The organism is Arenibacter palladensis (genome assembly GCF_900129275.1).
Taxonomy (GTDB): domain Bacteria; phylum Bacteroidota; class Bacteroidia; order Flavobacteriales; family Flavobacteriaceae; genus Arenibacter; species Arenibacter palladensis.
In genome coordinates, this window is the sequence record NZ_FQUX01000001.1 from 1491152 (window position 1) to 1517920 (window position 26769).

The 26769-nt window shown below is 40.6% G+C and carries 13 protein-coding genes; all 13 read right to left on the reverse strand.

Annotated features, from left to right (window positions below; translation table 11 throughout):
- Positions 1–80: 80 nt before the first annotated feature.
- The 13 genes from BUA60_RS05905 to BUA60_RS05965 all read right to left on the reverse strand — a co-directional run bounded on the left by BUA60_RS05905 (position 81) and on the right by BUA60_RS05965 (position 26752).
- Complete coding sequence (locus BUA60_RS05905; protein WP_072860745.1) at positions 81–1478, reverse strand: c-type cytochrome domain-containing protein; 1398 nt, start codon at positions 1476–1478, stop codon at positions 81–83.
- Positions 1479–1481: 3 nt separating this feature from the next.
- The gene (locus BUA60_RS05910) at positions 1482–2351 is read right to left on the reverse strand and encodes a sugar phosphate isomerase/epimerase family protein (RefSeq protein ID WP_072860746.1); all 870 of its coding nucleotides are present in this window, start codon (positions 2349–2351) and stop codon (positions 1482–1484) included.
- A 25-nt stretch (positions 2352–2376) separates the two neighbouring features.
- Positions 2377–3885: a DUF1501 domain-containing protein gene (locus tag BUA60_RS05915; RefSeq protein WP_072860747.1), complete on the reverse strand. Its 1509-nt coding sequence runs from the start codon at positions 3883–3885 to the stop codon at positions 2377–2379.
- 2 nt (positions 3886–3887) lie between these two features.
- Positions 3888–6626 carry a DUF1553 domain-containing protein gene (locus BUA60_RS05920; RefSeq protein ID WP_072860748.1) on the reverse strand — a complete coding sequence of 913 codons (2739 nt, stop codon included), beginning with the start codon at positions 6624–6626 and terminating at the stop codon, positions 3888–3890.
- 548 nt (positions 6627–7174) lie between these two features.
- Positions 7175–10240, reverse strand: a complete 3066-nt coding sequence (locus BUA60_RS05925) for a glycoside hydrolase family 2 TIM barrel-domain containing protein (RefSeq protein ID WP_072860749.1) — start codon at positions 10238–10240, stop codon at positions 7175–7177.
- A gap of 167 nt (positions 10241–10407) precedes the next feature.
- A complete protein-coding gene (locus tag BUA60_RS05930) occupies positions 10408–13203 on the reverse strand; it encodes a sugar-binding domain-containing protein (RefSeq protein ID WP_072860750.1) in 2796 nt (931 codons plus the stop codon).
- Positions 13204–13206: 3 nt separating this feature from the next.
- Entirely contained in the window at positions 13207–16527 is a 3321-nt protein-coding gene (locus tag BUA60_RS05935; protein ID WP_072860751.1) for a DUF5107 domain-containing protein, read from the reverse strand.
- A gap of 59 nt (positions 16528–16586) precedes the next feature.
- On the reverse strand, positions 16587–19418 hold the full coding sequence (locus tag BUA60_RS05940) for a sugar-binding domain-containing protein (RefSeq protein ID WP_072860752.1): 2832 nt from the start codon (positions 19416–19418) through the stop codon (positions 16587–16589).
- Positions 19419–19439: 21 nt separating this feature from the next.
- A complete protein-coding gene (locus BUA60_RS05945) occupies positions 19440–20159 on the reverse strand; it encodes an SGNH/GDSL hydrolase family protein (protein WP_072860753.1) in 720 nt (239 codons plus the stop codon).
- A complete protein-coding gene (locus BUA60_RS05950; RefSeq protein ID WP_072860754.1) occupies positions 20156–21556 on the reverse strand; it encodes a sugar porter family MFS transporter in 1401 nt (466 codons plus the stop codon). Before BUA60_RS05950 ends, BUA60_RS05945 begins: the two co-directional genes overlap by 4 nt.
- 41 nt (positions 21557–21597) lie before the next feature.
- Entirely contained in the window at positions 21598–23100 is a 1503-nt protein-coding gene (locus BUA60_RS05955) for a sulfatase (RefSeq protein ID WP_084532511.1), read from the reverse strand.
- Between the two features lie 152 nt (positions 23101–23252).
- On the reverse strand, positions 23253–24776 hold the full coding sequence (locus BUA60_RS05960) for a sulfatase family protein (RefSeq protein WP_072860756.1): 1524 nt from the start codon (positions 24774–24776) through the stop codon (positions 23253–23255).
- Between the two features lie 227 nt (positions 24777–25003).
- On the reverse strand, positions 25004–26752 hold the full coding sequence (locus tag BUA60_RS05965; protein WP_072860757.1) for a RagB/SusD family nutrient uptake outer membrane protein: 1749 nt from the start codon (positions 26750–26752) through the stop codon (positions 25004–25006).
- Positions 26753–26769 lie beyond the last annotated feature (17 nt).

Sequence of the window (26769 nt, forward strand, 5' to 3'; positions counted from 1 at the left end):
ACGTAGAAAGGACGTTCTTATTTCAGTATTTCGATGTAAATCAATCTTTTAACGCTGATTGTAGCAAGTTGTTGGCCAAACTAATAAACTATGGAATCCGTGGCTATTTTAGGAAGGTCGTAACCTCCGTAATCTATATGCAATTCGCCTTCTTGTGGGTTGATTATTTGATCTGGTTTTTTAACAGGGGTATTGAACAGATACACTATCTGTAATTTTTTGAACTTTTTTAATTTTTGGAGATGTGCCTCTTCAAAATTTGTCCCCATCAGGTTCAGGTTTTTAAGATACTCCAGTTTTTCCAAGGTTTCTATATTCTTTCCTGTTATTGGAGTATTGTCCAATTTTAATACCGTTAGGTGGGGCAAGGTGCTTATTTTTTCAAATATGGCATCGGTAATCTGGGTTTCACCTAGATCAAGGTAAACTACTTGGTTCTTAACCGAGGATAGCAAATCAAAATCCTTGTCTGAAAAGGAAGGTTTATTGATACAGGAGATTTTTATAAAATTGCTTTCCCCACTTATCCGTTCCACGTGAAAGCCCTTTTTCTTTAAAACAGCAATAGTATCCTGTGAAATTTCGGCAACTTCTACATCCGGGTAAGTATCGTCTTTTGCTTTTGGAAAGAAAGATTGAATTGCTTCTTTTTTTAAGCCTATTTCCCCAATGCTCTTGTTGAAGGAATTGCCATTGGCTATCCAGATTTTTATAATATCCAATTCTTCCTTGGAGGGCTGATCCTTGTCTTTTGGAGGCATGTGGTCTTCATGTTCCAACGGCAATATCAATCTTGCGTACAGTGAGCTTTTTTCCGGATCATTCGGCTCTATTATAAGTCCGCTCTCCCCGCCTTTAAGAATGCCATTTTCTTCCTCCAAACGCAATTCCCCTTTTTCTTTTTTCTCATTGTGGCAGCTTACACATCTATTATTGAGGATAGGTTGCACAAGGTCTGTATAAAGTATGGCCTCTTCCCAATTTTCTTCTTGCAGTGTAGGGGGTTCATAAACTTCCGGTCCAACACCCAATAGCGATTTTATACTGTTGGGTAGAGGTTCAATGAGGTAATCCGATCCATGTGTAATGTTTCCCCCAAGGTGCCCGGTGAACGATATCAGAAATAGCAATGAGAACGACAAAAGGACCACTGGTACCCGCTTTATGAATTCGATTTTTGAAGAGGCTGTCAATCGAAGGTACATCAACAAAGAAAATAAGGCGGTTAGAATGCCCAGCCATAAATGAAATTTTACCGTATCAAAGGAATATCCTTCGCCTTTATAAAGCAGATAGCCACTTATACAGGCTATGGTGGCGAAAATAAATGCCCATTGAAACAGGAGTCCAATTATTTTGGACCATTCCTTATTCTTTCTATCATACCATTGCAATAATAGGGCGGCAATAATAAATCCTATTGGTAAATGCACTACAAGGGGGTGTAAGCGCCCTATCAATTGTTGAATAACTTCCATAAATTATTTGTTCAATTTTAGGCGTTCCTTTAAGGACTCCATCATAAAAACATTGGCCTGCCATTGATCGGAAACCGGTACACGGGTATAGGGCAGGGTAGGCATATAATCTGCAGGCCCGAATTCTGTAGTCACTGTTACAACGCCATTATTTTCCTTCCAGCCTTTGCGGATTACTTGTTCCCATATGCCCAAATGTCTCTCCAAGGCATTGGTCCATTCAGGGGCCCTTGGGTCATTTACCTGAGGTCCTTCGGCATAACCGATACGGGCGTGGATATGGTTGGATTTTTTTATGACCTCCCCCAACAATTCGTCTTTGCCCTGTAGGAGGGATTCATGTACTACCATCCAATGGCTAATGTCCAGCGTAAGTTTAAGATCAGGAATTAGGTTCAAATATTTGTTGGTGTCCGGTAGATTGTAACTAAAACGACCCCTATGGGTTTCGTGATAAACGGGAATGTTGTGTTTGGCGCTTATGGTATTGGCCGCATCAATGAACGCCCTGTTCTCTTCCATTGTAAAAAAATCACTGCCGGTCTGACTATTGATCAGTACCGGTTTCCATAACATTAAGGTCTCCAGAACACTTTTGTACTGTTCCAAACTCTCCTTGAATGGCAATCCCTTATTGGTGCCATGTAACAGATTTAAAAGTAGGCCATGTTTTTTCAAGGCGCCCTTTAAGGCTTCCTGTTTATCGGATGTCGTGGGCAGCCATAATTCCACTCCGTCATATCCCGAGGTCTTGGCCCGTTCGCAAAAGGCATCCAAGGACAATTGGTTTCCCCAATCGGTTTGAAAAAATAGAACCTTATCTTGACCATAGGAAAATAGTAAGGATCCAAAAAGTATGATAAATAATCGCATTTTATTGGTTTGGTTGATTTGTGATTTAGGCCAGAATTTCGTGTATTACATGCCCTTCTACATCCGTAAGACGGAAAGGCCTTCCTTGAAAGTCAAAAGTAAATTGTTCGTGGTCAAAACCTAGAAGGTGCATCATAGTGGCGTGAACATCGTGTACTGAGACTTGGCCCTCCAAGGCAGAAAACCCAATTTCATCCGTGAGCCCCCAGCTGGCACCTTTTTTTATGCCGCCTCCGGCCATCCACATAGTAAAGGCATCTCCGTGGTGGTCCCTTCCCTTGTAGGCCATTTCCTGACCCTCCCTATTTTCCTGCATCGGGGTACGGCCGAACTCGCCACCCCAAACTACCAAGGTCTCGTCCAATAATCCCCTTTGTTTAAGATCAAGTAGAAGGGCGGACATGGGTCTGTCTATTTCGGTACATTTATTCCTGAGGCCCAAATCTACCGCCGTATCGTGACCAGTTCCGTGACTGTCCCATCCCCAATCGAACAATTGCACAAAGCGTACCCCATCCTCAACGAGTTTTCTGGCCAAGAGACAATTGTTGGCAAAGGATTCCTTTCCGGGTTGTACGCCATACATTTCCTTGATATGTTCCGGTTCATTGTTGATGTTCATTACCTCCGGTACTGCGGTCTGCATACGGTAGGCCATTTCGTACTGATTGATCCTGGCCAGGATCTCGGGATCGGAATATTCGTCAAACTCTTTTTTGTTGATGTTGTTTATAGCATCTATGGTACTTTTCTTAAGATTTCTGGTGATGCCCTTAGGGTCATCTATATATAGTACCGGATCTCCTTTGGATCTGCATTGGACCCCTTGGTAGACCGAGGGTAAAAAACCGCTTCCCCAAACACTTTTTCCGGCGTCCGGTGTTTTTCCTCCAGAGGTAAGTACCACAAATCCTGGCAAATTCTGATTTTCGGACCCCAAGCCATAGGTGACCCAGGAGCCTATACTAGGTCTGCCCAACCTAGGGCTTCCCGTATGCATGAACAATTGGGCGGGCCCGTGATTGAATTGGTCCGTATTTACAGCCTTAAGGAAAGCCACTTCATCCACGACTTTGGAAAAGTGCGGCAGAAAGTTGGAGACCCAATTACCGGATTCCCCATGCTGCTTAAATTCCGCCTGTGGTCCCAAAAGTTTTGGAACTCCCCTGATGAATGCAAATTTTTTACCTTCCAATAGGGATTGGGGACAGGCCTGATTGTTCAGTTTATGTAGGGTAGGCTTATAGTCGAACATTTCCAGTTGGGAAGGAGCGCCCGCCATATGCAAATAAATAACGGATTTAACCTTGGCAGGAAAAGGAGGTGCCATGGAAGCCAAGGGGTTGATGTCCCTTTCGGTTAAGGCGATCTTTGCGTTGTCCTTGTTTCCCAAAAAGGAATTACAGGACATAAAAAATGAGCCTAGGGCCAAACCGCCCATGCCCGCAACACAATCCTTAATGAAGTGCCTGCGGGTCTTGGCCTGTATTTCCCGTTGTAACTTTTCTTTTATTAATCGGTCCAAACTGTTCATAACTACGATTTTGTTAAAAACTCATCCAAGTTCATGATCGCATTGGCCACTACGGTCAATGCTGCTAAATTGGCATCTGTGTCGGTTTCAAATGGAATAAATTCCTTAATATTCTTTGGTTTTTCTTGAAAATCGGAAAGGGAACTGTTGTACAATTCTTTTAAGGCGCTTAATTTTTCCTCGCTAATGTCCGCCAAAACAGCTTTTTTATATCCTGTCCGTATGCTCGAGTCCACATTCTTGCCCTGCCTCATAATTTTGGCCAAATGATAGGCAGTTTCCAGATATACGGGATCGTTAAGGGTAACCAAGGCTTGTAGTGGGGTATTGGTCACCGTTCTACGTACCGTTGATACTTCCCTACTCCCTGCGTCAAAAGTGAGAAAGGAGGGGTAGGGGCTGGTTCTTTTTAAATAAGTGTATACTGCCTTTCGGTATTTATCTTCCCCTTGGCTTTCCACCCAATTGCCACCGTTATATACCGTTTGCCAAATACCATCTGGTTGTGGCGGCATAACACTTGGACCGTACATTTTAGTGCTTAAAAGTCCGGATACGGCCAGGGCCTGATCGCGAATTTGTTCTGCGCTCAATCGAATTCTAGGGCCACGGGCATAGAGTCGGTTTTCAGGATCCAAATTGTATAGTTTGGCATTGTTTTTTGAACTCTGCCTGTAGGTGCCACTCATTACCATATCCTTTATTAATGCTTTTATGCTCCAATTGTGTTCGTTCATGAATCTTAAGGCCAGCCAGTCCAATAATTCGGGGTGGGTAGGCGGGTCGGATTGTGATCCCATGTCTTCCAAAGAGGCTACAATACCACGGCCATAGATCTGCTGCCATACCCTATTGACCAACGTACGAGCTGTTAGCGGATTTTCCTTGCTGACCAGCCATTTGGATAGTCCCAGTCTATTTTTTGGCCAGGCATCGTTCCATGCATTGAGGCTTTGTGGGGTAGCAGGTTCAACGGTGTCTGTTTTCATTAGCCAATTGCCCCGTTCAAAAACTTGGGTGGTTCTTTTTAGGTATTCAGGGTTTTCTATAATAATAGGCAGTGTAGGGGTATTGGTATTCAACAGCTTCATAAAACTGTCATCAATTTGGGCATATCCAGAATTTTTCTTGGCCTTTATTTCTGGAAGAAATGCAAACCATGAGATGTAACTGGTTGGGCTTTTTGGAGAAATCTTGTCGTTATTGGCCTCAATATAGAGGTTTAGTTTCTCGTTGGTCTTTTGGAAAGGGATCTTTTGTATTTCCCTGCCCTTGGTTTTGTTCGTAATAAATTGGGCCAATATCTCTCCATCCGCATTGTCTTTTCTAATGGTTACTTTGGTGCCATCTATTCCAGAGGAATACTTTAGGTACATATAATCGGCACCTTGGGTATAAACATCTGGAAGGTAGCAGGAGCCATTGTCCCTTAAGGCCAGCCATTTTGTGTCCGCCAAATTTCCGTTGGTGTAATTCTTGGCCAAATGGGCATGGTAAATGGGTTCCGAATATTGTAGGAAATTGTTATAGGCCTTGGCAACCTCCTTATTCTCGTTTTTGGAGATCCATTGGTATATTTTGTCCACTTCCCCCTGTTGTTCCTCGGAGTAAAACCTTAAATTGGGTTCGTCCTCAGAGGTGTCTTCGTCCCTGGTATTGTTAAAGAATGCCATGAGGTTGTAGTACTCTTTGTTTTTAAAGGGGTCGTAGGTGTGGCTATGGCATTGTACGCACCCAATGGTGGTGCTCTGCCATACTTCAAAGGTGGTGTTCACCCTATCGATTACGGAAGCAACCCTAAATTCTTCATCCTCGGTACCTCCTTCGTCATTGTTCATCGTATTTCTATGGAAAGCGGTAGCTATCAACTGATCGACAGAAGGGTCGGGTAAAAGGTCACCGGCCAATTGCTCTATGGTGAACTGGTCGTAGGGCATATCCTGGTTCAAGGATTTTATGACCCAGTCCCTATATTGCCACATGGTCCTACCCAGATCTTTTTCATAGCCTTTGGTGTCCGCATAACGCGCATGGTCCAACCACCAACTGGCCCACTTTTCACCGTATGCATCACGGGACAAGAGCTCGTCCACCATATTTTCGTAGGTAATTTTGCCCGTGATAAAATCATTAAATAAGGAATCGTCCGGTGGAATTCCAGTGAGGTCCATGGACACTCTTCTTGCCAAAACGTTTAAATCGGCTGGCGGACTTGGTTCCAAGTCGTTATTTTCTAAGGTTCTTAGGATAAAGTGGTCTATATCATTTTTAATAAACCCTCCGGAATCATCGGAAGATATACCTGCCGATTGGGTAGCTTCCGGAATGTCTACATTTTCTGGTAAGGTATAGGCCCAATGTTTGCCCCATTTGGCTCCCTGGTCTACCCACTTGGTCAACAGCTCTATTTCCTCCTCCGAAAGTTTAGACTTTTTATAGGGCATGCGCAGCTCCGGGTCGCTCTCGGTAAGGCGCTGTATAAAAGGACTTTTGGCAGCATTGCCGGGAATAATGGCGGGCTCTCCGGATTCGGTGTTGGCAAAGGCTTCCTCTTCGAATAATAGGCTAAAACCACCACTTTTTTTAACCCCACCGTGGCAGGTAATACAGTTCTTGTTTAAGATGGGTTTTATATCGGCACTAAAATCTACGGTATCCGAAGGTTTTAGCATCATCCAAACGGCACTAACAAGCACAAGTGCCCCCATTATCAATAGGAATAAATATGCTTTATTTTTCATGCTTTTTCATTTTTTTGAATAGAAGACCAATAATAATAAGAATTATAATATAAAGCTATGGACTATTTTGCATTATATATGTAAAATACTGCGTTAATTTGGTAAATAAGCAGTTTTGAAATCGGAGTAATTTATAGGTGTTCCGCTTAAAAAAATCACCAATGGTCGTATAGTGTTTTGGTCTAACCTTGTTTTTATATACGATGCTGTTAACCAAACTTTTTTAAATCCCAATCCAACGCTCAGGACCAATATTGGCGGCCATTGTACTTAAATTAATAATTATAATGTGATAAACTTAGCTTCTTGTATATAATTTAACCTTTTCTACATAATGCGAGTTGATATTACTCCAATTTCAAAGTTCCTAGCTGGTTGGCAGTTATAGTCGAAACTGGATCGAAGGCTTCACTCTCCATATAGTTTAATAGACTTTGTCTTAATAGGATGGTACTCGTTCGATGCTTAAATCCTAGCATAATTCTACTGAAGAAAATACTGACTTTCCATTGCCCACTTTAATCGCGAATATTACTTTTAGATACTACTTATTCTATCGTTACTAAGTCAATATTTGGTGATTTGGAACCAGTTGATTTTAGTTCAATATAGTTTGAACCCACCTGAAAAGGTACTTTTACCGTGATACTATTCCACACTTCATTTAATGAACCTGTGGGTTCAAATTCAATTACTTTGATCATTTTATCGTTGACCTTTAAAGTCATCGGGCATTTACTGTTTTCAAAATTATGAGCATATCTGAACGTTAGAATGTATTCCTCCGCATCACCATCATTTTCCTGAAACCATTTTACATACCCTTCATTTCCATTAAAATCTAAAAAACCTTCACCTCTGTAATCTTTGCCAATGGTCTGTTTAATTGCGCCATCAAATGTAGCGTCCTCAGCCTGAAGTGCATAACCCCGACCTTTCCATGGATTTACGGTTTTTTCATCACCAATGAAAAAACCTTCTTCCTTCCCAAAAGTTTCCGTCAGAGATAATAATACCTTGCCATTTTCAATAATTACGGCCCTTACCGTAGTTTTATCGGTTACCTCAAAAGGCTTGATGTAGTTTTGTCCTTCCGTTATTGGGTCTTTTCCAGAAATGGTATACTTAATATTTAATCTATTGGCAACTTTTTCACCATTTAAGTTAATTCGTTCCGCAACGATTGCAATTTTATTAGATTTAAAGAGGGACTTGTCACCCAAAATTGCGGCCATAGTGACCATTGCGTTTTCAGGTTTATTTGTTGATTGAAGAAAAGCTCGAGATTTACCCATGAACATTTTGCGATATTTGGACTTTACTTGGTTCACGGAGTCTACGGGATCTCCATTTTCTAGTGAAACCAATCGAATGCTATCATCAAAGTGGTAATATATCCTGTTCTCGGCATAAGGATATAAATTGTGATTACTGTCTACACCTTCGGTAGTAATAATGAAATAATCTTCAAAACCTCCTTCTCCTATTAACCTTTCGTATGAATTTCTTAGTTGAGAAGGTGCTCCTGCTGTGACCATTTCATCTTTTGCTACTTGGCGCCCGCCTTGGTAAGCTATAGCTTCGAGCTTTCCTTCTTCATAGGGGACTAGCCATTCGCACTGCATTTCATTCCAAACCGTACCTGGTTTATCTTTTCCAAGTGATCTACCGTTCAAAAAAAGTTCTACTTCGTCAGCATTTGAGTACACCCATACTGGGACCAACGTGCCTTTTGGCATATGGGGATGTGTCCAATGCGGTAAGATGTGCGCTATTGGTTTCTCAGTCCATTGGCTTTGATAAAAGTAGAAAAGATCTTTTTCAAAACCGGCAACATCAATTATGCCGCCCATAAACAAGCGAAATGGCCATCCTCCATGCGCTAGTTCGGCTTCTCCGTAATAATCAAATCCTGACCAACGGAACTGTCCACTGTACCATGGAAGATCACGTGCAAGTTCCCAACTTTTCCTGGCCGATATTCTAACGGTAGCATTGTCGTATGATGAGTTAAAATGTTGTTTGCGATTATTCCATTTTAAAGGAGCTGCCCATTGATCAAAGAAAATTTCCTTCTCTGTAAGGTTTGGCAACTCGTAGTATCGTGGATTAAATCCGTCCCTAAACCAAGATTGAGTGCGATAATATCCACGAGTCTGCCATGTATGTGGGGCTTCTGTAGAAAGAAAAGGTTTTTTAAAATTTGCTGTCTCAAAGAAAGTTTTTCGCTCTGAGCCACCATTAATGCCAATAACGTCCATATCTTCTGGATTTGCAGTACCGGATGTGACCATCCTTGACGGGTCGAGTTTGTGAACAAGGTCAACTAAACGTGGAGCAACCTCTCCGTCTGTTTCATTGCCAACTCCCCACAAGATAATGCTTGGATGGTTTCGATCTCGTGTGACCCATTCTTCAACATCGCGCTCCCACCATTCATCAAATGCTTGTTGTCCATAATCATAGAGTGCTTTTTTACTCCAACCGTCAAAGATTTCATCAATGAGTAGAATCCCCATCTCGTTGCACAGCTCATAAAACATGGGCGGGAATGGTTTAACGGTAACCCGAATGGCATTAATGCCCATATTTTTTAGTAAATTTATTTTCCAACGAAGCAGTGGTTTGGTCCAGGCCCCGCCAACAGGGCCACCTTCGTAATGCTCGCTAACACCCTTTAATTTGATGTTTTTTCCGTTTAGATAAAATCCGGTTTCAGTTTTCCAATCTATTTCTCTAATACCAAATTTAGTATGTATTTCATCCAAGACTACTTCACCGTTTTTGATACGGGTTATTAAGGTATACAGTTTCGGTGATTCCAGATCCCACAACTCCGGTTGCTTTACCGAAAAGAATACATTGACGTAAGGTTCCGAGCTGTTGATTTCTTTATTCAAAGTCAGTAATTCTTTGCCATCCGGTGAGATAACGGCCAAAGTCGTATAAGTGTCAGGCCATTTATCGGCTAGATTCAGTAATTTGAAATCTATATTAACTACTGCCGAGTCTTTGGTTATTTTGGGAGTTCTTACGGCTACACTATTTGGAGCAAAGTGCAGTTTGTTCGTTACAATCATTCTGACCGGGGCATAAATACCGCATGGATGATACCAACGTGCAGATGGCTCCTTAGAGTTGTCAACCCTAACCGCTAGCGTATTTTGACCTTCTTTTACATACTTTGAGATTTCATAACGGAAACTTATATATCCGTAGGGACGCTTCCCGAGATAATGGCCATTAAACCACACTTCACTGTTCATGTAAACCCCGTCAAATTCTATATAAATTGCCTTTTCTTTGGAATTGGCTTCCATTTCAAAGGTTTTTCTATACCATCCTATCCCACCATCATGGTATCCGCCAGATTGACCTTGAGTTCCACTTTTAGATATTCCTTCTTCAAAAGACCAGTCATGCGGAACGGAAACAATCCTCCAATCCGTGTCATCAATTACTACATTTTTATATGTTGGGTTATCACCTCGCTTAAATTTCCAATTCGCGTTAAAATTTATTTCCAAACGTGATGAAAACAAAAGAGCAGGAATACAACTAATAACAATGGTAAAGTATAAGATTTTTGATTTGAATAATTCTTGATTATGCATATTCACAATGTGTTTGTATTTATTATATCTAAATCTGACATTTTTTTTCAATCCTTAATTTATTACGTATTGAATATCCATCTGGTAATGAATGCCATTATTAAAATCTTGTTCCTTTTGCATCGCCTTTCAACATTTTTTTTTTTTTTGAACCCTTCCGTTTCTTGTTAATCGTAAATATCCTTGGATGAAAAGCCGTCTTGGCTATTCGCTAGTTGTATTTTTTGCAAATCTTCCAAATTGACCGATTTTGAAGGGGCGAATGCATCGCTCTCCATGTAACGCAATAAACTGTGACGTAACTGCCTGGCAGTTGGCCTATTTTTTAAGTCGGAAAATAAATCCATGGAAGAAAACACCAGTTTCCCTTCCCCCACTTTGGCCTCGAAAACGGTACTAAGGCTATGGTTGGTTACAAAATTGTCTATTACCCTAACCAAAGGTGTAACCTCCAAGGAATCTGTAATAACTGATTTTGATTTGATACATAGGTCCCACCATTGCCAATCAGTATAGGAATCTGTGGGGAAATTATTGAAAGCGGGGTGCTTTTCATTCAATAACAAGCCCATTGTGGTAGGTTGGTTTGGAAAATGTACTGGGCTCCAGAATACTGGTACAAAACGCCCCTCAATACCCTGTACAGTCTTGTAATCGGGATTAAACAACACCTTTTTGCCTTTTTGTAAAGCTGCTTGCGCTTCTTCTATGGTATTGGCGAATACTACTTTGTTAGAGCTTACCTCTACATTATTTGGATACTCCCAAATAGACCAACTATTCTTATATTTTGAATCTCTTAAGGAAACGGTAATCTTTAATTTTTTTGCAGTATCCGTATTGATGGGGTACGTAATAGTTCCTAAATTCAAATTATTGCCAATTTTTAAATTGATATTGGTCAATTCACCATTCTTTAAAATATTTCCCTGATCATCCATAATACTCCAATCCAAGATTTTATTTTTAAACTCCCTATAAAAATTGGCAACTTCAATTTTAGCCGTAAATGTTTCCCCATTTTCAAACACAGCCTTCTCAAAGCGAATTAAGGGTACCAATTCGCTGTTAAACTGACTAAATTCTTCAGCAGAGATAACTCCCTTGGATTCCCAAAAAGCATTGAGCAAACCTACCAAGGCTGTTCCCTGCCCTGGAAAATCCTGTAGTTGAAGCAATTGAAAACCATCAAAACTATCGGTTTTTAAAGCACGTTCTATTTCTTCTTTGTACAGCATGGCAGCCAATTTTCCTGAGGCATGGGTAAAATCACTTGCAAGATTTAGCATTCCCTTTTTTTTCAGATCGTTCTTGACAGCTATAAAATTTAATGGTTCCAAAACACCGGTGTACGCTGGTATTTCCGTCAAATCCGGGTATACTGAATACTGCCCAATTTCATGGGAAATCAAAGGAACTTGAATGTGATCGCTATTGACTGAATAGTCAGTGTCAAAATGTGGAGGTTTGTCATTAAAGATCCCCTGTCCTCGAATCCATCCCTTATCGGTCCATTGGGCAATAAAGAATTCATCTTCCTGCTCAGGTCTCGTTCCAGTGGGCTTTTGAAAGGAAAACGAAGTTGTTGCGAATAAACGCCTGTTGTCCATTTTCTTGAGCTCGGCGGTCATGCGGTTGAGTAGTCCAATATCGCCCTGCAACTCGTTGCCCAGGGCCATTAAAATAAATGAAGGATGATTACCGTAATCTTTTAGAATCTTTGCTGCTTCTTTTCTTAAAAATAGGGTTGTATTTTCGTCTTCGCCCACTTTTAGGCTCCAATGTGGAAGTTCTACCTGAAAATAAAAGCCAGCTTCATCTGCAGCCTCAAATGCAGCTTTGGGAGGACACCAGGAGTGGAACCTAAGATGGTTAAGGCCGTAATTTTTGGCCTGTCCAATAAGTTTTGCCCAATCGGTCTTTTCCATTGGTGGATATCCCGTCAACGGAAAAATGGCACATTCCAAATTACCCCGAAGAAAAATACGTTCATCATTCAGACTAAGTACACCATTGGTATTCCCTACTTTTCTATATCCGAACCAAGTTTGTACGGCTTGTCCGTGACTTATAACCTTTGCTTGGTATAATACAGGGTGGAATTCATCCCAAAACTCGAGTTTTTCGGGCTTATTTATTCTGAAACTGATATTGTTCCCACGTACCACTGCATTATTGACAATTTCTGAATAAATAATTTCCCCATTCCGATCTGATAATTCAAAACCTAATTTTTTTGATAAGGGCTTTATCTGTTCAAAGCTAATTTTTAGACTTTTATTATCGATGTCAGGAAATATTTGTAAATTTTTTGGTGTATTTGGTTCAGAGGCTTCCAATATAATATTACCTATAATTCCATTCCATTTTATTTGGGTGTGGTTGGTATAACCGTGGGCCATGTCCTGGTTTACCGGGTCCGGATATTTACTTCCTGCAACATTTATAAAAGGATATTTGTTGGAGTTGTCTATGACTATGGTAAGCAAGTGTTTTCCGGGTGACAAATGGGGGGGTAAATCATATTCATGGGCGCCGACAAGGCTTTCCGAGTTACCTATTAATATCCCGTCCACAAAAACTTTGGATTCCCAAATTACCCTTTCAAGGGTTAGGCTTATTTTCTTTTTCTTCCATGATTTAGGGATGTTGATTTCCTTTTGATACCATGCTTTTCCAATGTATTGATGCTTTCTTGTTAGATTGGAAAGCACGTAATTGTTTAGGGCTGGTTCAAGGGTGTTGGGCGTTCCTATGCCAGCGTCATCCAGTGTGCCCGGCAAATTGATGGACAAACCCTCAAAATTTTGGGAGGCCCATTTTTCATGTAAGCCTATATCCAATGAATCCAATTTTACGCTCCAATTTCCGGTAAGAGAAATCTGATTCGCTCTTTGCCCCATTAGCATACCGTGAAGCAGTAAGGCAATAATAAATAAGGATAAATTATATGATTTTCTCATTTTTTATAAATCTTGATATTGCTTATTCCATTTTTTGGCCATATTTAAATGGATAAAGGCAGGTAAGTGATAGTTGTCCTTGTCCATGACGTTTGTAAAAGAAGAAATGGCCTTATCGGTATTTCCTAGGCCCATTTCCCCAAGACCTATTAAATACTCACAATGTATTTTGTTCCTAGTATTCAGATCTTCGTCCCAGATCAAAAGGTCTGGTAGGGATACGGCAAAATAATCCAGTTTCACATCATTGTCCATATGTTCATTACCGTAGCCGATCAGATTTTGGAATCGCCTTTTAGCTTCATTTTTGTTATCTAGTTTTAATAGGGCCAAACCTTGATAAAAGATTTTGTCCGGTTGTTGGTCATTGTAAAATAGAGCAGGACTAGGGTCACTTAGCCCTTGGGACGCTTTTTTCCAGTATTCCTGGGCCATGGGGGTTTCTCCTAGTTTTTCGTAGGCACATCCCAACCAATAGAAAATATCATTTTCCTGGGAACCGAATAATTTTCCCTCTCCCAAATTATGCGGATAGTTCTGGGCAGCCTCTAGATGATCAATAGCTTTCTTGGCATTTCCCGATTGCAGCATTTGTTTTGCTAGTTCTATATGAATGGTAATATACTGAAAAGGAACTTTTCCTTCTCCTCCTTCCCAAGGATGGAATTGTCTTAGTTTTAATAGGGACAAGGCTTTTTCAAAGTTGCCTTTAAAATTGTACAGTGCCAGTCGTTCCAAATAGAGGTCGTCCCGGGAATTGGTCAAATCGATATTGTTTTCAAGAAGCTCTAGTCGCTCATTCTCTGAAACATTGATTTTTTTATAGAGCTGATCTAATTCCATAAGCAAGCGCGCATTCTTGGAGTCGAGCTCAAATGCCTTTTCCAAATTTTTACGGGCCAATTCTTTTTGGTCTGTCTTATTGAAATACAAAAGAGCTAGATTTCTCAGACAGATGGGATTATCGCCATTTAGTTCCAAGGATTTTTCCCAACATTCCTTGGCATTGTTGTATTGCCTGCCAGCATACCAGTAATTGCCTAGATAGTAGGGTGCTATGGAATCTTCAGGGTTAAGTGCCATGGCCGCTTTTAGCACGACCACTTCCTCCAATCTGTTGGGGAAACAGTAATCGGACGGCATCCTATATGCTAGATCATAGTATTGCTTGGCCGATGTTAAATCTTTATTTCGTTCATAATACCACCCCAAGCAATAAGCGGCCATCGGGTATATTTGATCTTTCCCCTCGGTATAGAGCTTCATTAGGGCAATGGCTTCTTCAAAGCATCCTGCCTGCGCATAATCTAAAGAGAATTCGATGTAATTGTGTACATAGTTTCGTAACAATTCCTTGAAAGAAGTTAGGTCTTTATTTTCTCCACTTAGCCTATATTTTTCATAAAGGACCCCAAAATTGAAACCATCAATGGCCAAGGAATCTACAATCCATTGCTGGGCTTCCTCCCTTCTGTTCAGTTTTCTAAGCAATATAGCCTTTAGATGCCGTGCCTTGTGGTTATGCCAGTTTTTGATCAATGCTCTGTCTGTCATTTCTAAAGCCCTTGCCAAATTCCCTCTCTCACAATCTATTTGGGCAAGATTAAAATAAGCTGCATCTTGCCAAGCCGCATTCCAGCAGGATTTAAAGAAAGCATCGTATGCGTTGTCATTTTTACCCATATACTTTAAGGCTAGTCCTTTATTGAAATAAGGTTCACCATCATAGGGGTTCGGGTTGTGTTGCGTTAGGGTGGCTATAGCCTTATCAAAATAGGGGAGTGCCTTCTTAAATTGCCCCCGTTTTAGATTCCAAAGACCCATGGCATTATTGTTTCTAACATCATTGGGTTCCCTTGAGAGTGCTTCCAAATAGTACGCCGTTGGATCATAGGTTGCGTGGCGATATTGTTCTAGATGTAACCCTCTCAGATATAGTTGCTCAACACTTTTTATATCCTCTGGCTGTTTTGCTGCCTTGGCAGGTTCCGGAATTTCTTGATTGGAATAATCCTGCGGTGACCATGATACCAATATGCTACCATGTTGATCCCTTAATGTGGCGGTTAGGTTTTCGTAAATCGGATTATCGATACTTAAGGTTTTTTCAAACCCATCTTTTGGACTTAAGTTTACTTTTTCATTCAGAACAATCTTGCTGGCGTGCGATAATTGTACCGTACAATCCGGGTAGACTGAAGTCACATGGATTTTAATGGTTGCCAGTCCGTCTTTCAATTCAAGGTTCAACAGAGCTTCCTTGGTTGCGTTCTTTACAACACCTACATTGTAATAAGGCATAAAATACTGTTTAAAGCTCTTTTCCTCATAGGGGTGAAGCCAAGAAAAATCTGGTTGGTTATCAGTATATACACCGCACATCAATTCTATGTAGGGTCCGTCTTTATCGGTAAGATTCCTATCCCAAGCTTGTCCAAAATCACCGTTGCCCCAAGTCCATTGCTTTTTTCCTGGGGAGACATGGTGGTCGGCTATATGTAACAACCCGCCTTTAGTATCGTTTTCATAACCACCTACAAAATCATATTCGGAAGTTATGGCCATATAGGATGTGGGTACCGGGATATTTTTATATCGTGAAATATCGGTACCTGGGGAGTAATCTACCTTGTAATATTCTCCTTTGGCAATAGGAAATTCGGAGACATCCCGTTTTCCATGGTCAAATACGGCATTCACATCTGGAGGAAAGACAGATTGATAATGGTCATTGACGGCTACAGCGGGATTTGCCCACCATAAAAACGTCTGTGGATGTGGGGTACGGTTATATAATTGACCTTTTATTTCCAAGTAGGCCTTGTCCGGGTGTAAGGTGAAACCGGCCATACCCTTGGTGCGGAACATGCGTTCCACTTCACTTACCCAGACTGTCTTACTCCCATCCTCATTGTCTTCTATTGAAAAGTCTACCGGGTCATAAGTGCTTGGGCGATGGTGCTGTGGCCAGTTGAATTCTATACCTCCCGAGATCCAAGGGCCGGTAAGGCCTACCAATGCTGGTTTTATTACATGGTTGTAATAAACAAAATGACGTTCCCGTATTTTGTCATAGGCCATCTGGATCCTTCCGCCCAGGGCAGGCAGTACCATAATCTTGATGTAATCATTTTCTAGAAAGACCACATCCCATTCCTTATCAATTTTTTCGTCACTAATCTGTTCAACTACTGGATGTGGATAAACGGATCCACTACTAGCCTGATAAACACGTTTCTCCAAAAAAACTGGATATTTTTCAGGCTCACCCACTTCGTAAGTAGGAATTACAACCTTCTCTCCCCAAGCTTTTACTGTATTCATATGTGTAATTCATTTAGTTCGACACTTATTTTCATGTCGAATCATTTAAACATCTTTTTTTAATAGGTGAACAAACTTTTTATATCATCAGAATCCATTTTGATCTCTGGATTGAATTTGTCACTGCTTATATATTTTTTCAAACTGTACAATAACTGGCGGGCTTCCGGTCTTCGTTCTAGATCGGTGTGCAAATCAATGCCAGATATTAATAATTTGCCTTTTCCGACCTTGACTTCAAAAAGTAAAGCTGTTCTACGATTCTCGAACCAGTCGTCCACTATGCGCACAATAGGTTTGAGATCTGGAGTAAAATCGTCCAATACCATGGCGTTCGAATGGGTCATGGCGTCCCACCACTGCCAATTGCTATGGTATTCGGTAGGGAATTCAGCTAAGGCAGGATGTTTTGGATTTGTTAGAATACCAAGTGTATGGGGCTTTTGACCGTTAGTCCACGAAGTATTCCAAAAAATACTGGAGAAGCCCACGCCAATATCACCGCCTTTTTTGGGTGCAATATCGCCTTTGGTAATGTTCAGCAGAACATTGCCTCCATTTTTAAGATAATTGATGGTGCGGGTATCAAATTTTTGAACTACCATTATTTGGTTCGCCTTGACGATAGGTTCATTTTGGCTTGGATATACCCACAGATCCCAACTGTTTTCATGTTTCCCAACAACTACTGTAAGTACTAATTTTTGTGCCTTTTCGGACGTGTTTAAATCCACGGAAATCTCGCCCAATCTATATCCGTTTCCCATGGGAATGTTTGTTTTAGGGAATTCTCCTTTGGCATATGAAACTCCATTTTTATCGGAAAGCTCCCAAGTTGGTATAATATCGTTTAATGGTCTTTCTCCATAATGGGCTACTTCTACTACAGCCTTAAGGGTTTCGTTGTTCATGAATATGCGTTTCGCAAGTCTGGCCAAAGGCACTGTTTCGGAATTAAATTCCCGGAATTCATCAGCCGTTACATATCCTTTTTCGTCCCAAAAAGCATCTAAAACACCAACAAGAGCTGTTCCCTGACCGGGAAAATCATGAAGGTCCAGCAACTGAAAACCTGCCATGTCTTTGGTTCGAAGGGCGGCCTCAATATCGGCCTTATAACAAAGTACCTGTAATTTGCCCGAGGCCAAAAGTAAGCTATCGGCTAAATGCCCCAGATGATTATCTTCCAAGGTCTCTTTGAAAATCTCAAAGTTCTTAGGTTTTAAGACCCCGGTGTATTTTGACATTTCCTTGAAATTGGGGTACGCGCACCACTGGCCCATTTCATGGCTTACATACGGCATAGGTGTTTCCTGTATTAATTTGTCATAATCGAACTCGGTCTGTGGCGGCTCGGCATTGATTATACTGTTTAGTTCTTGTGCCCAGCCCTGAATACGAGGCCCCTTGTGGTTGTAATAGTCCAAATTATCCAATAAAGGCCAGCCAGCACCACTGGTATATAACCTCCGATTGTCCAACTTTTTAAAATATTCCACGAACTTTTCCAGATATTTTTCGTGATTTTCTCCAGAAGGTTCGTTGCCATATGCCATCATTACAAAGGAAGGATGGTTGCCATAAGAATTTATAATTGCTTCAGCTTCCTTATAGATCCATTGGTCGATTGGTTTGCCGTCGCCAATATTCGCCCAGGCGGAAGCCTCAACTTGGATATAAACACCCAATTCATCTGCAGCCTGAAAAGCAGCTTCCGGAGGGCAGTAGGAATGAAAACGCATATGGTTCAATCCATAGTTTTGAATAGTTTTTAGTATTCGCTTCCATTCTTCCACATTGGTGGGTGGATATCCGGTTAAGGGGAATATAGAACACTCCAAGGTTCCTCGTAAGAAAACAGGTCTTCCGTTTATAGCAAAGTGCTTACCATCTACTTCAAAATCCCGCATGCCGAAGGTGACCTCTTTTTGGTCGATCCCCTGTTCCGATTCCAATCGCAACTGCATGTTATATAAGTTAGGATTGAATTCATCCCAAAGTAGCGGTGAATCTCCCATTGCATATTCTATTTCAAACTGCCCCTCGGCATCGATTTCAATTTCCTTGATTACTTTTTGCAATTCCTTTTTAGTATGGCCCACTTCCCTTACCTGTAATAATATTTTGCATTTCTGGGAACTACCGGAAGAATTGGATACCTGTCCCTTTACGGTAACCATTTTATCGGTCACATTGGGGTATAGCTTTATATTTTGAAATATAATAGGTGATGATGCCGTTAATTTGATGTCGCCAACGATACCGTTCCAGTTGGTCTGGGTATTGTCCGAAATGCTGTGCGCATCTACACCAGGGTCAATGTCCTTTACCCTGTTATCAACACGAATGGTGATAGTATGTTCTCCAGGAGTTAAATAATCGCTTAAATTATAATCGTGTGGGGTTCCTAGGCTATTTTGCACTCCTACTTTTTGTTCATCTATCCAAACGGTAGTTTCCCAATGTGCACGTTCCAAGTATAGATTGATATGCTGCTTTTTCCAGGATTCGGGAATGGAAACCTTCTTCTGGTACCAAGCAGGTCCGTAATATACTTTTTCCGGACTTAACCAAAACGATACTTTTACGTTGCCGGGCTCCCGGTATTTGGCATATTTAGGATCTTTGTACCATAGACTATCGTTCCACATACTACCTGTCCAATGCGTATCGACCGTTATGTCATTACCCTTGCCGTTTTCGGCCATAGAACCGGGTAGTTGAACGTTGTCAAATAAATTTTTTGCATACCATTGTCCGGTTATCCCTTGGTCTAGAGAATCAATTTGAAACTGCCATTCACCGGATAGGTCTATTTCCTTCGTTTGTTCTTTCTCGCAGGAACAAAATACTAGAAATAAAATGGGTAGAATTAATACCTTGAATTTCATATACTTCTGTTTTTTGAATAATTATTTCGATTCCAAACTAAAAAATTCCAATATCGCATTTGCGACCACTTGATGCCCTTTTTCGTTGATGTGATTGCTTTGCGCCATATAGTCTTTTAAATCTTCTGTTTTTGCTATTGCTTGGAATAACCTATAGCTGTCTACCAATCCTATTTGATACTTCTGCGCCAACTGTCTAATCTGACTACTGTGCTTGGCCAATTCTGAGCTGGCGGATAGGATGTCCTCCTTTAAATCTGGGGTTGGGGTCATTAAAATGATCTTTGTGCCATTGGCCATTGCTTCCTGTATCATTTTTTCCCAGGCTATTTTGGCACGCTCCAACCCAATTCCTCTGTCGTTTAGTGCGTAATCAATAAATAGAACATCTGGTCTATGAGCCAAAACCTCTTTCCCAAATCTAATAGACCCTTGTTCGGATTGTTCCCCACCAATAGAAGTGGTTATGCTATTTACTACGGCATAGGGGAATATCTTTTTAACGTTTTTGAGTGTTATGTGGGGATAGGAGCCCAGTGTATTTACATGAGGGGTTTCAAAATATCCCGTAGGCACTGAATGGCCATGAAAAACCAAGTTAATAGTCCTGTTATTTGGCCATTTCTTATGCAGCTCCATTTTTATAGAATGCAAATAGGTGGTTTCATTGCCACCTGTCTGTGCATAAGCCCAGTTGAAAGTAAATGCTGTTAAAAGCAAAAAAAAGTGGTATGCTTTCATTTTTCTTTTGTTAGTTCTAATTCTATTTCCTCCAAGGATTTGCCCTTGGTTTCCGGTAATTTTCTTTTAATAAATAGATAGCCGCCAATACAAATAATGCTATACGCCCAAAAAGTTCCGTAAGACCCTAGGGCGCTGTTCATAATTGGGAAAGTAAATACTAGTATGAATGAGGCTACCCACAACGAAAAGGTGGCTATGGACATGGCAACGCCCCTTATGCGGTTGGGGAATATCTCCGATAATACCACCCAGGTTATCGGGGCCAAGGACATGGCGTAAATGGCAATTGCGGTAATCACCAAAAGCAAGACTGGCCAACCGGTAAACTGCATGTAGTAAGCTGCGCCCAATATGGCATATACTATTGCAAGTCCCATTGATCCCAAGAGCATTAATTTGCGGCGTCCCCAGGTATCAACTGTTCTCATGGCAACAATTGTAAATATTAAATTTACGCTGCCCGTAATCACGATATTAAATAGCATATCACCAACGCTATAACCTGCGGCCGTAAAAATTTCTTCAGCATAATTAAAAATGATATTGATGCCACACCACTGCTGAAAAATGGCCAGGATAATACCTACCAGGACTATTGGTTTTACCTTGGGACTTTTGAAATCGGAAAAATTAATTTTTTTAGCACTATTTGTCTGTAGTGATAAGTTTATGTTTTTTAATTCCTGTTCGGCATAATTTACTCCACCAATCCTGGACAATACCTTTTGTGCTGCGGCATTATTATTTATTTTCACCAGAAATCTGGGGCTTTTTGGAACTATGAACATTAGTGCAAAGAATAATATTGCGGGAATTAGTTCTGCCCAAAACATCCAACGCCAGCCAGTTTGTCCGTTCCATGAGTTTAATATAGCCTCTGGAGTACTACCCTCAGGGATAGCTTCGGCTATGAAGAAGTTGGCAACCTGGGCGGCCAAAATACCAATTACCAAGGTTAGCTGATTAATGGCTACAAACTGACCTCTGTATTTTGCCGGAGCTATTTCAGCTATGTACATTGGTGATAGGGTAGATGCCAAGCCAATGCCCAATCCGCCTATCAGTCTATAAACAATAAAAAGCGTAAAATTATCCACATAACCAGTGCCAAATGCAGATATGGTAAAAAGTGCTGCCGAAAGTATTAAGGGCATTTTGCGGCCAAAACGGTCTGCAACAAATCCAGATATTACGGCTCCAAAAATACAACCCACCAAAGCACTGCTCATGGCCCAACCTTGCAAGGTTGGCATGGCGCTAATGCCAAAATAAAGTTCGTAAAAAGGTTTGGCTCCGCCTATAACTACCCAGTCATAGCCAAATAAGAACCCTCCCATAGCCGATACTAGGGCGAGAAAAAGTAAATAAGCAAAATTAAATTTTGTACTTTCCATATTGTTCAGTTGTGGTATGAGTTATATGTTGTCAAGATAAATCAATCTTTGGTCAATTTACTGTCATACCAATCCTCGTCCGGTTGAAAATCCTTTGTTAAGAAATCTTTTCGCTGTTGCTCCAATTGTGGAAGCATTTGAGATTTTCTTTTTTCATAGAGTGCTTTGGCTTCAGCCGGATCGTAATAGGGCTGTTCGTTAGGAAGTTTGGCCCCAACTTCGTTTAAATAGGCGTCAAGTTCATTTCTTAAACTTTGGGCCATATCCGGATTGATGGCGTAAAGGTCTACTTTTTCTCCAGGATCCTGAGTCAGATTATAAAGTTCGTCATGACCATCCTCCCAATAATGGATAAGTTTCCAATCTTCCTTTCTAATCATACTTACCGGTTCGCCTCCTTGATTTCCGTAATGTGGATAATGCCAAAACAAAGGTCTTTTTTTAAGTTGCTCCCCTTTTAAAAGTGGCACTAAACTCACACCATCCAGTATTTGGTTTTGTGGCTTGTCAATACCAGTCAGATCTAATAAGGTTGGATAAAAATCAATTCCGGAAACAGGGTATTCAATTAACTTTGGGCCATTTTTTAACATAGGTGCTTTAATAAGGTAAGGTTCTCTTATGCCACCTTCCCACTGATAGCCTTTTCCTCCTCTCAAAGGAAAATTTGTAGTAGAAAATGCATCTCCGCTGGCCACACCGCCATTATCAGATGTAAAGACTATAATTGTGTTATCTTCTAGGCCTAATTCTTTTAGCCTATTCAACACAACTCCCACAGCGTCATCCATAGTTTCTATTAGACCAGCATAAATGGGATTATCCTGTACGGTACGTATCGGAAGAATACGTTCCATTTTATAGCCGTTATCAGGGATACCTTGTGCTTCCGCTTTATCCCGGTACTTTTTCCATTTTTCCTCGGTAGTTTCTATTGGGCCATGTACTGCATAAAAAGATAGAAAGGCAAAAAATGGATGATCTTTGCTTTCTGAAATGAAATTGGCCGTTTCATTTGCCAACCGCATCGTTAAGTTTTCTCCTTTATACTTGTAATTGAGTTTTGGGTTGATCCAAGGGGCGTAGTATCCACCTTTTGGAGTTCCAACCTCCCAACCGCCCTTATTGATTTCAAAGCCGTGGTTTTCTGGGGAATGGGGTTCATCCCCTAAATGCCATTTCCCTGCAAAAAAAGTTTTGTAACCCCCAGCTTTGAGAGCTTCGGCCAAGGTAATATTGTTTTCAGGAATGGCGTGTATATATTCCGGAGGTAATATTTTGGTGTTATGACTTTCACCCCATTTTTCACCTGTTGATGCTCCGATCCAATCCGTTATTCCATGACGCGCCGTATATTGTCCTGTCATTATACTAGCCCTGGAAGGGCTACATACCTGAGCAGCTGCATAACCTTGGGTAAATCTTACACCTTCTTTTGCTAAGGCATCTATATTTGGGGATTCATAATATTCACTACCCGCATAACTCAAATCATGGGCCCCTAGATCATCAGCAAGGATAAAGATTATATTTGGTTTTTGCATATTAATATTTTTGTCCACAGAGGTCTTGTCTTTACAAGCTTGCAAACAAATCGCCGCAACAATTAAACTGAAAATGATTTTAAATAAATATCTCAAACTCCTGTATTTTAATTAAATTACTCTTTTGGCAACTCCTAGGTATACACCTAAGGTTATTTTCGGCCTGCTAAAATGCTATTCAGTTCCTTTTGCATTTTATTTACTAAATCTGGATGTAAATGGGCTATGTTATATTCTTCGGAAGGGTCTGCTTTCAAATCGAATAATTGAGCTTTGGAACTAAATCCTGGGTCAACAAATTTTTTTATGAGCCATTCTGGTATTGTAGCATTCACTTTGGGCATAATGTACTTATAGTTCCCCATTCGTAGGCCAAAGGCATAAGCCTCCTCCAATAAAATAGTTCTTCCCTTTGTGCTTTTACCCAACCAGGCATCGATGAGATTTTGACTGTCCGGTGCATCTACTTTACTTAGTTTTACTCCTACTAAGGATGCCAAAGAGGCATAGATGTCAACCTGGGATAGCAATGCATTGCTTGTGCCAGGTTTTACGATCTTAGGCCAGGAAACGATTGTAGGCATACGCGTGCCTGCTTCAAATACAGAATATTTAGATCCTTTATAAATACCTCCCGGCTTATGGGCGCCAACCAATTCTCGAGCATAATCTAAATAACCGTCATCTAATATTGGTCCATTGTCACTTGTAAAAATAATCAAAGTATCCTCGCTAATTCCCAAGTCCAATAATTTCTTCATAACCTCTCCTACACACCAGTCCATTTGGGCAATGACATCTCCCCTAGGCCCCATTTGACTAGCTTCGACAAATTTGACATTGGCGATTCTTGGTTGATGAATATCATGAAGTGAAAAGAATAGGAAAAAGGGATTCGCCTTATTGACTTCTATAAAATCTTTGGCCTTTTCGGTCAATACAAATGGTATTTTCTCATCTACCCATAGTGCACTTTGACCTCCACTCATATAGCCAATACGACTTATGCCATTGGTAATTGAGCCCAAATGTTGAGAATCCGTATGCTGCTTAAGCAGCTCAGGACGCTCTGTGCCAATTGGGTATCCGTCTAACTGCAGATTATAGCTTACTTTTATTGGGTCTGCAGGTTCGAGTCCAACAACTTTTTGATTTTCCATAAACACAGTAGGCACTCTATCTCCTGTGGCGGGGATTAAAAAACTGTAGTCAAAACCAACTTCTTTTGGTCCGGGTTTTACAACGTCATTCCAATTGACGTTGCCATCACCTAGACCTAAATGCCACTTCCCAACGACCCCTGTTGTATAGCCTGCGTCTTTTAACATATCCGGCAGGGTCCGCATTTCCGTATCAATAATAAGTGGAGCATCCCCATCAATAATAGCCGCTTTATTTCTAAAAGCATATTGCCCAGTTAAAAGTGAATACCGGGATGGTGTACAAGTTGCAGCCGCAGCGTGGGCATCAGTGAAATTTATACCGTTTGCTGCCAGTTTATCAACATTCGGAGTTTTTACGCCTATGGCTCCATTAATGCCCAAATCGCCATAACCAAGATCATCAACATAAATAAGCACAATATTCGGTTTTTTTTCTTGCGCATTAACTTGGTCGAATATTGTTAAGGTCAACACAATTGTGAACACGTAGTTAAACATATTTAAAATTTTCATGTGATTTTTTGTTTTTTTAAGCGTGTCATAATTAAAAATAAATATAAAATAGTGATGGTCTGATGACTAAAGAAGGTTCATCCCGTCATTGGCTTATTTTGAAGACATGTAATTTCCTAATTATCTTAATCCTAACGACCATAAATAAAATGGCCATTAGAACTAAGACAACAAACAACTATCTAACAAATAAATTTCTACCTTACACTTAAACGGGATTAATAGTTTTAATATCCTGGGTTCTGTATCAAATTCGGATTTTCCGCCAATCTACTTTGCCCAAATGGCAGGTAATATCTTTCCTCTCCGAAAACTCTATCTGCTGCTTCAGCATTTTTTAATCTTATGTTGTAAAGCCCGGTATCAAGATTGTACCTGTACACCAAGCCTGATGTTCGAACGTTTCCGAGAATTTCGGTAGCTGTACGCCAACGGATAAGGTCCCAGAAACGATGTTCTTCAAAAGCAAGTTCCACTTGACGCTCTTGACGAATATAATCTTCCGATATTTCGGTTCTGGGAGGCATTCCGGCTCTATCACGAATCATATTGATCATATCTAGGGCTTCTTCCGTGTTGCCTAAATAAAAAGCTGCCTCTGCTAAATTCAAGAGCGTCTCCGCATATCTAAAAACATAAAAATCCTGCCCTGAATTATTCTCTTGGGTAGCTATGTTGCTAGGGTCCAGCCTTTTGCGTAGTAAGAGTGCAGTGTTTCTAACATTTCTTGCGGCTGCTGCAGCAGGTATGTTCTCTCCGTTTGGTTTGGTTAGAATAGTGTTCCTGTCATTTACTTCAATACCATTCACTAGTGTACTACTATGGAAATAGATTTTTTGACCTTTCCACTCTGTTTCTGGGTAAAAAACACTTGCAACAAATCTCGGGTCCCTATTTCCGAAAAAGTCTGTGATATCCCATGAATTATCAAATGTAAGATCACTTCTTGATATACTTTTACCAGTTCTCCCGTCAACAAAATCGAATAGCTCTACAAAATCGTATAAAACAGGGTAGTTAGAATTCCACTCTAATCCAAGTCCGTCAGGATTCGCCAACCAGTCTAAGGAGTGCCCTTTAATAAAGGGTTCAAAGCGTTCGGCGAAAATAATCTCATCATTCAATTCATTTAAGAAAATGGAAGCAAAATTGGCTGCCTTGTCCGTATTATCATCTATCAATCTGAAACGCTGTGAATTGAAGACTTCTTTAGAAGCGTCATAACTTAATTTGTAATAAGCTTGAGTTTCGCCAGAAGGTATCCCTACAATTCCGTTTACTTTTACCTCTCCAAAATTAGCAATACTTGCGGCATATAGCATGGCTCTACTCTGAAGCATTAAGGCGGTATAAATATCTACCCTTCCCTGCGCACCTGTTTTCGATTCTGATAAATTTGGTAAAATAGCTGCAAGTTCGTTATAAATGAAATCATAGACTTCCTTTTCGGAAGCCCTGGCAGGAAATAAATCTTCCTGTGAATCATCCATACTTTGAGGTTCTGTAATAATTGGAACCCCTCCATACCGTTTTACTAGCTCGAAGTATTCATAAGCGCGAAGAAATCTAACTTCTGCAAGTTTGGATTTTTTGTAGTTTTCGCCCAAAGAAGTGCTCTTTGGCAAATCTTGTATCAAGATATTCATGTTTCTTATATTTTGATAAGGCCAGTGATCCAGAACACCTGGGCCAGTAACGGCAGTATATTGCCTGGTATAGGATGTATTGGGATACTGCCAATTTGCAAAGTTGATATGTTCAGCTCCTGCTGCAGCAAACAGGCCCATACCTAAATTTCCCTGTCCACCAATTTCTTGAAAATTCATATTAAGATATAAATCCGCAATGTAAGCTTCCGTCAATGATTCATCCTCAAAGACCACGTTCTCAGAAATGAAATCTGGCTCCTTGTCCAATTCATCTTGACACCCTAAATAAAGAAGGGCTACCATTATATATATACTTTTTCTAAACATAATTCTTATATTTTTAG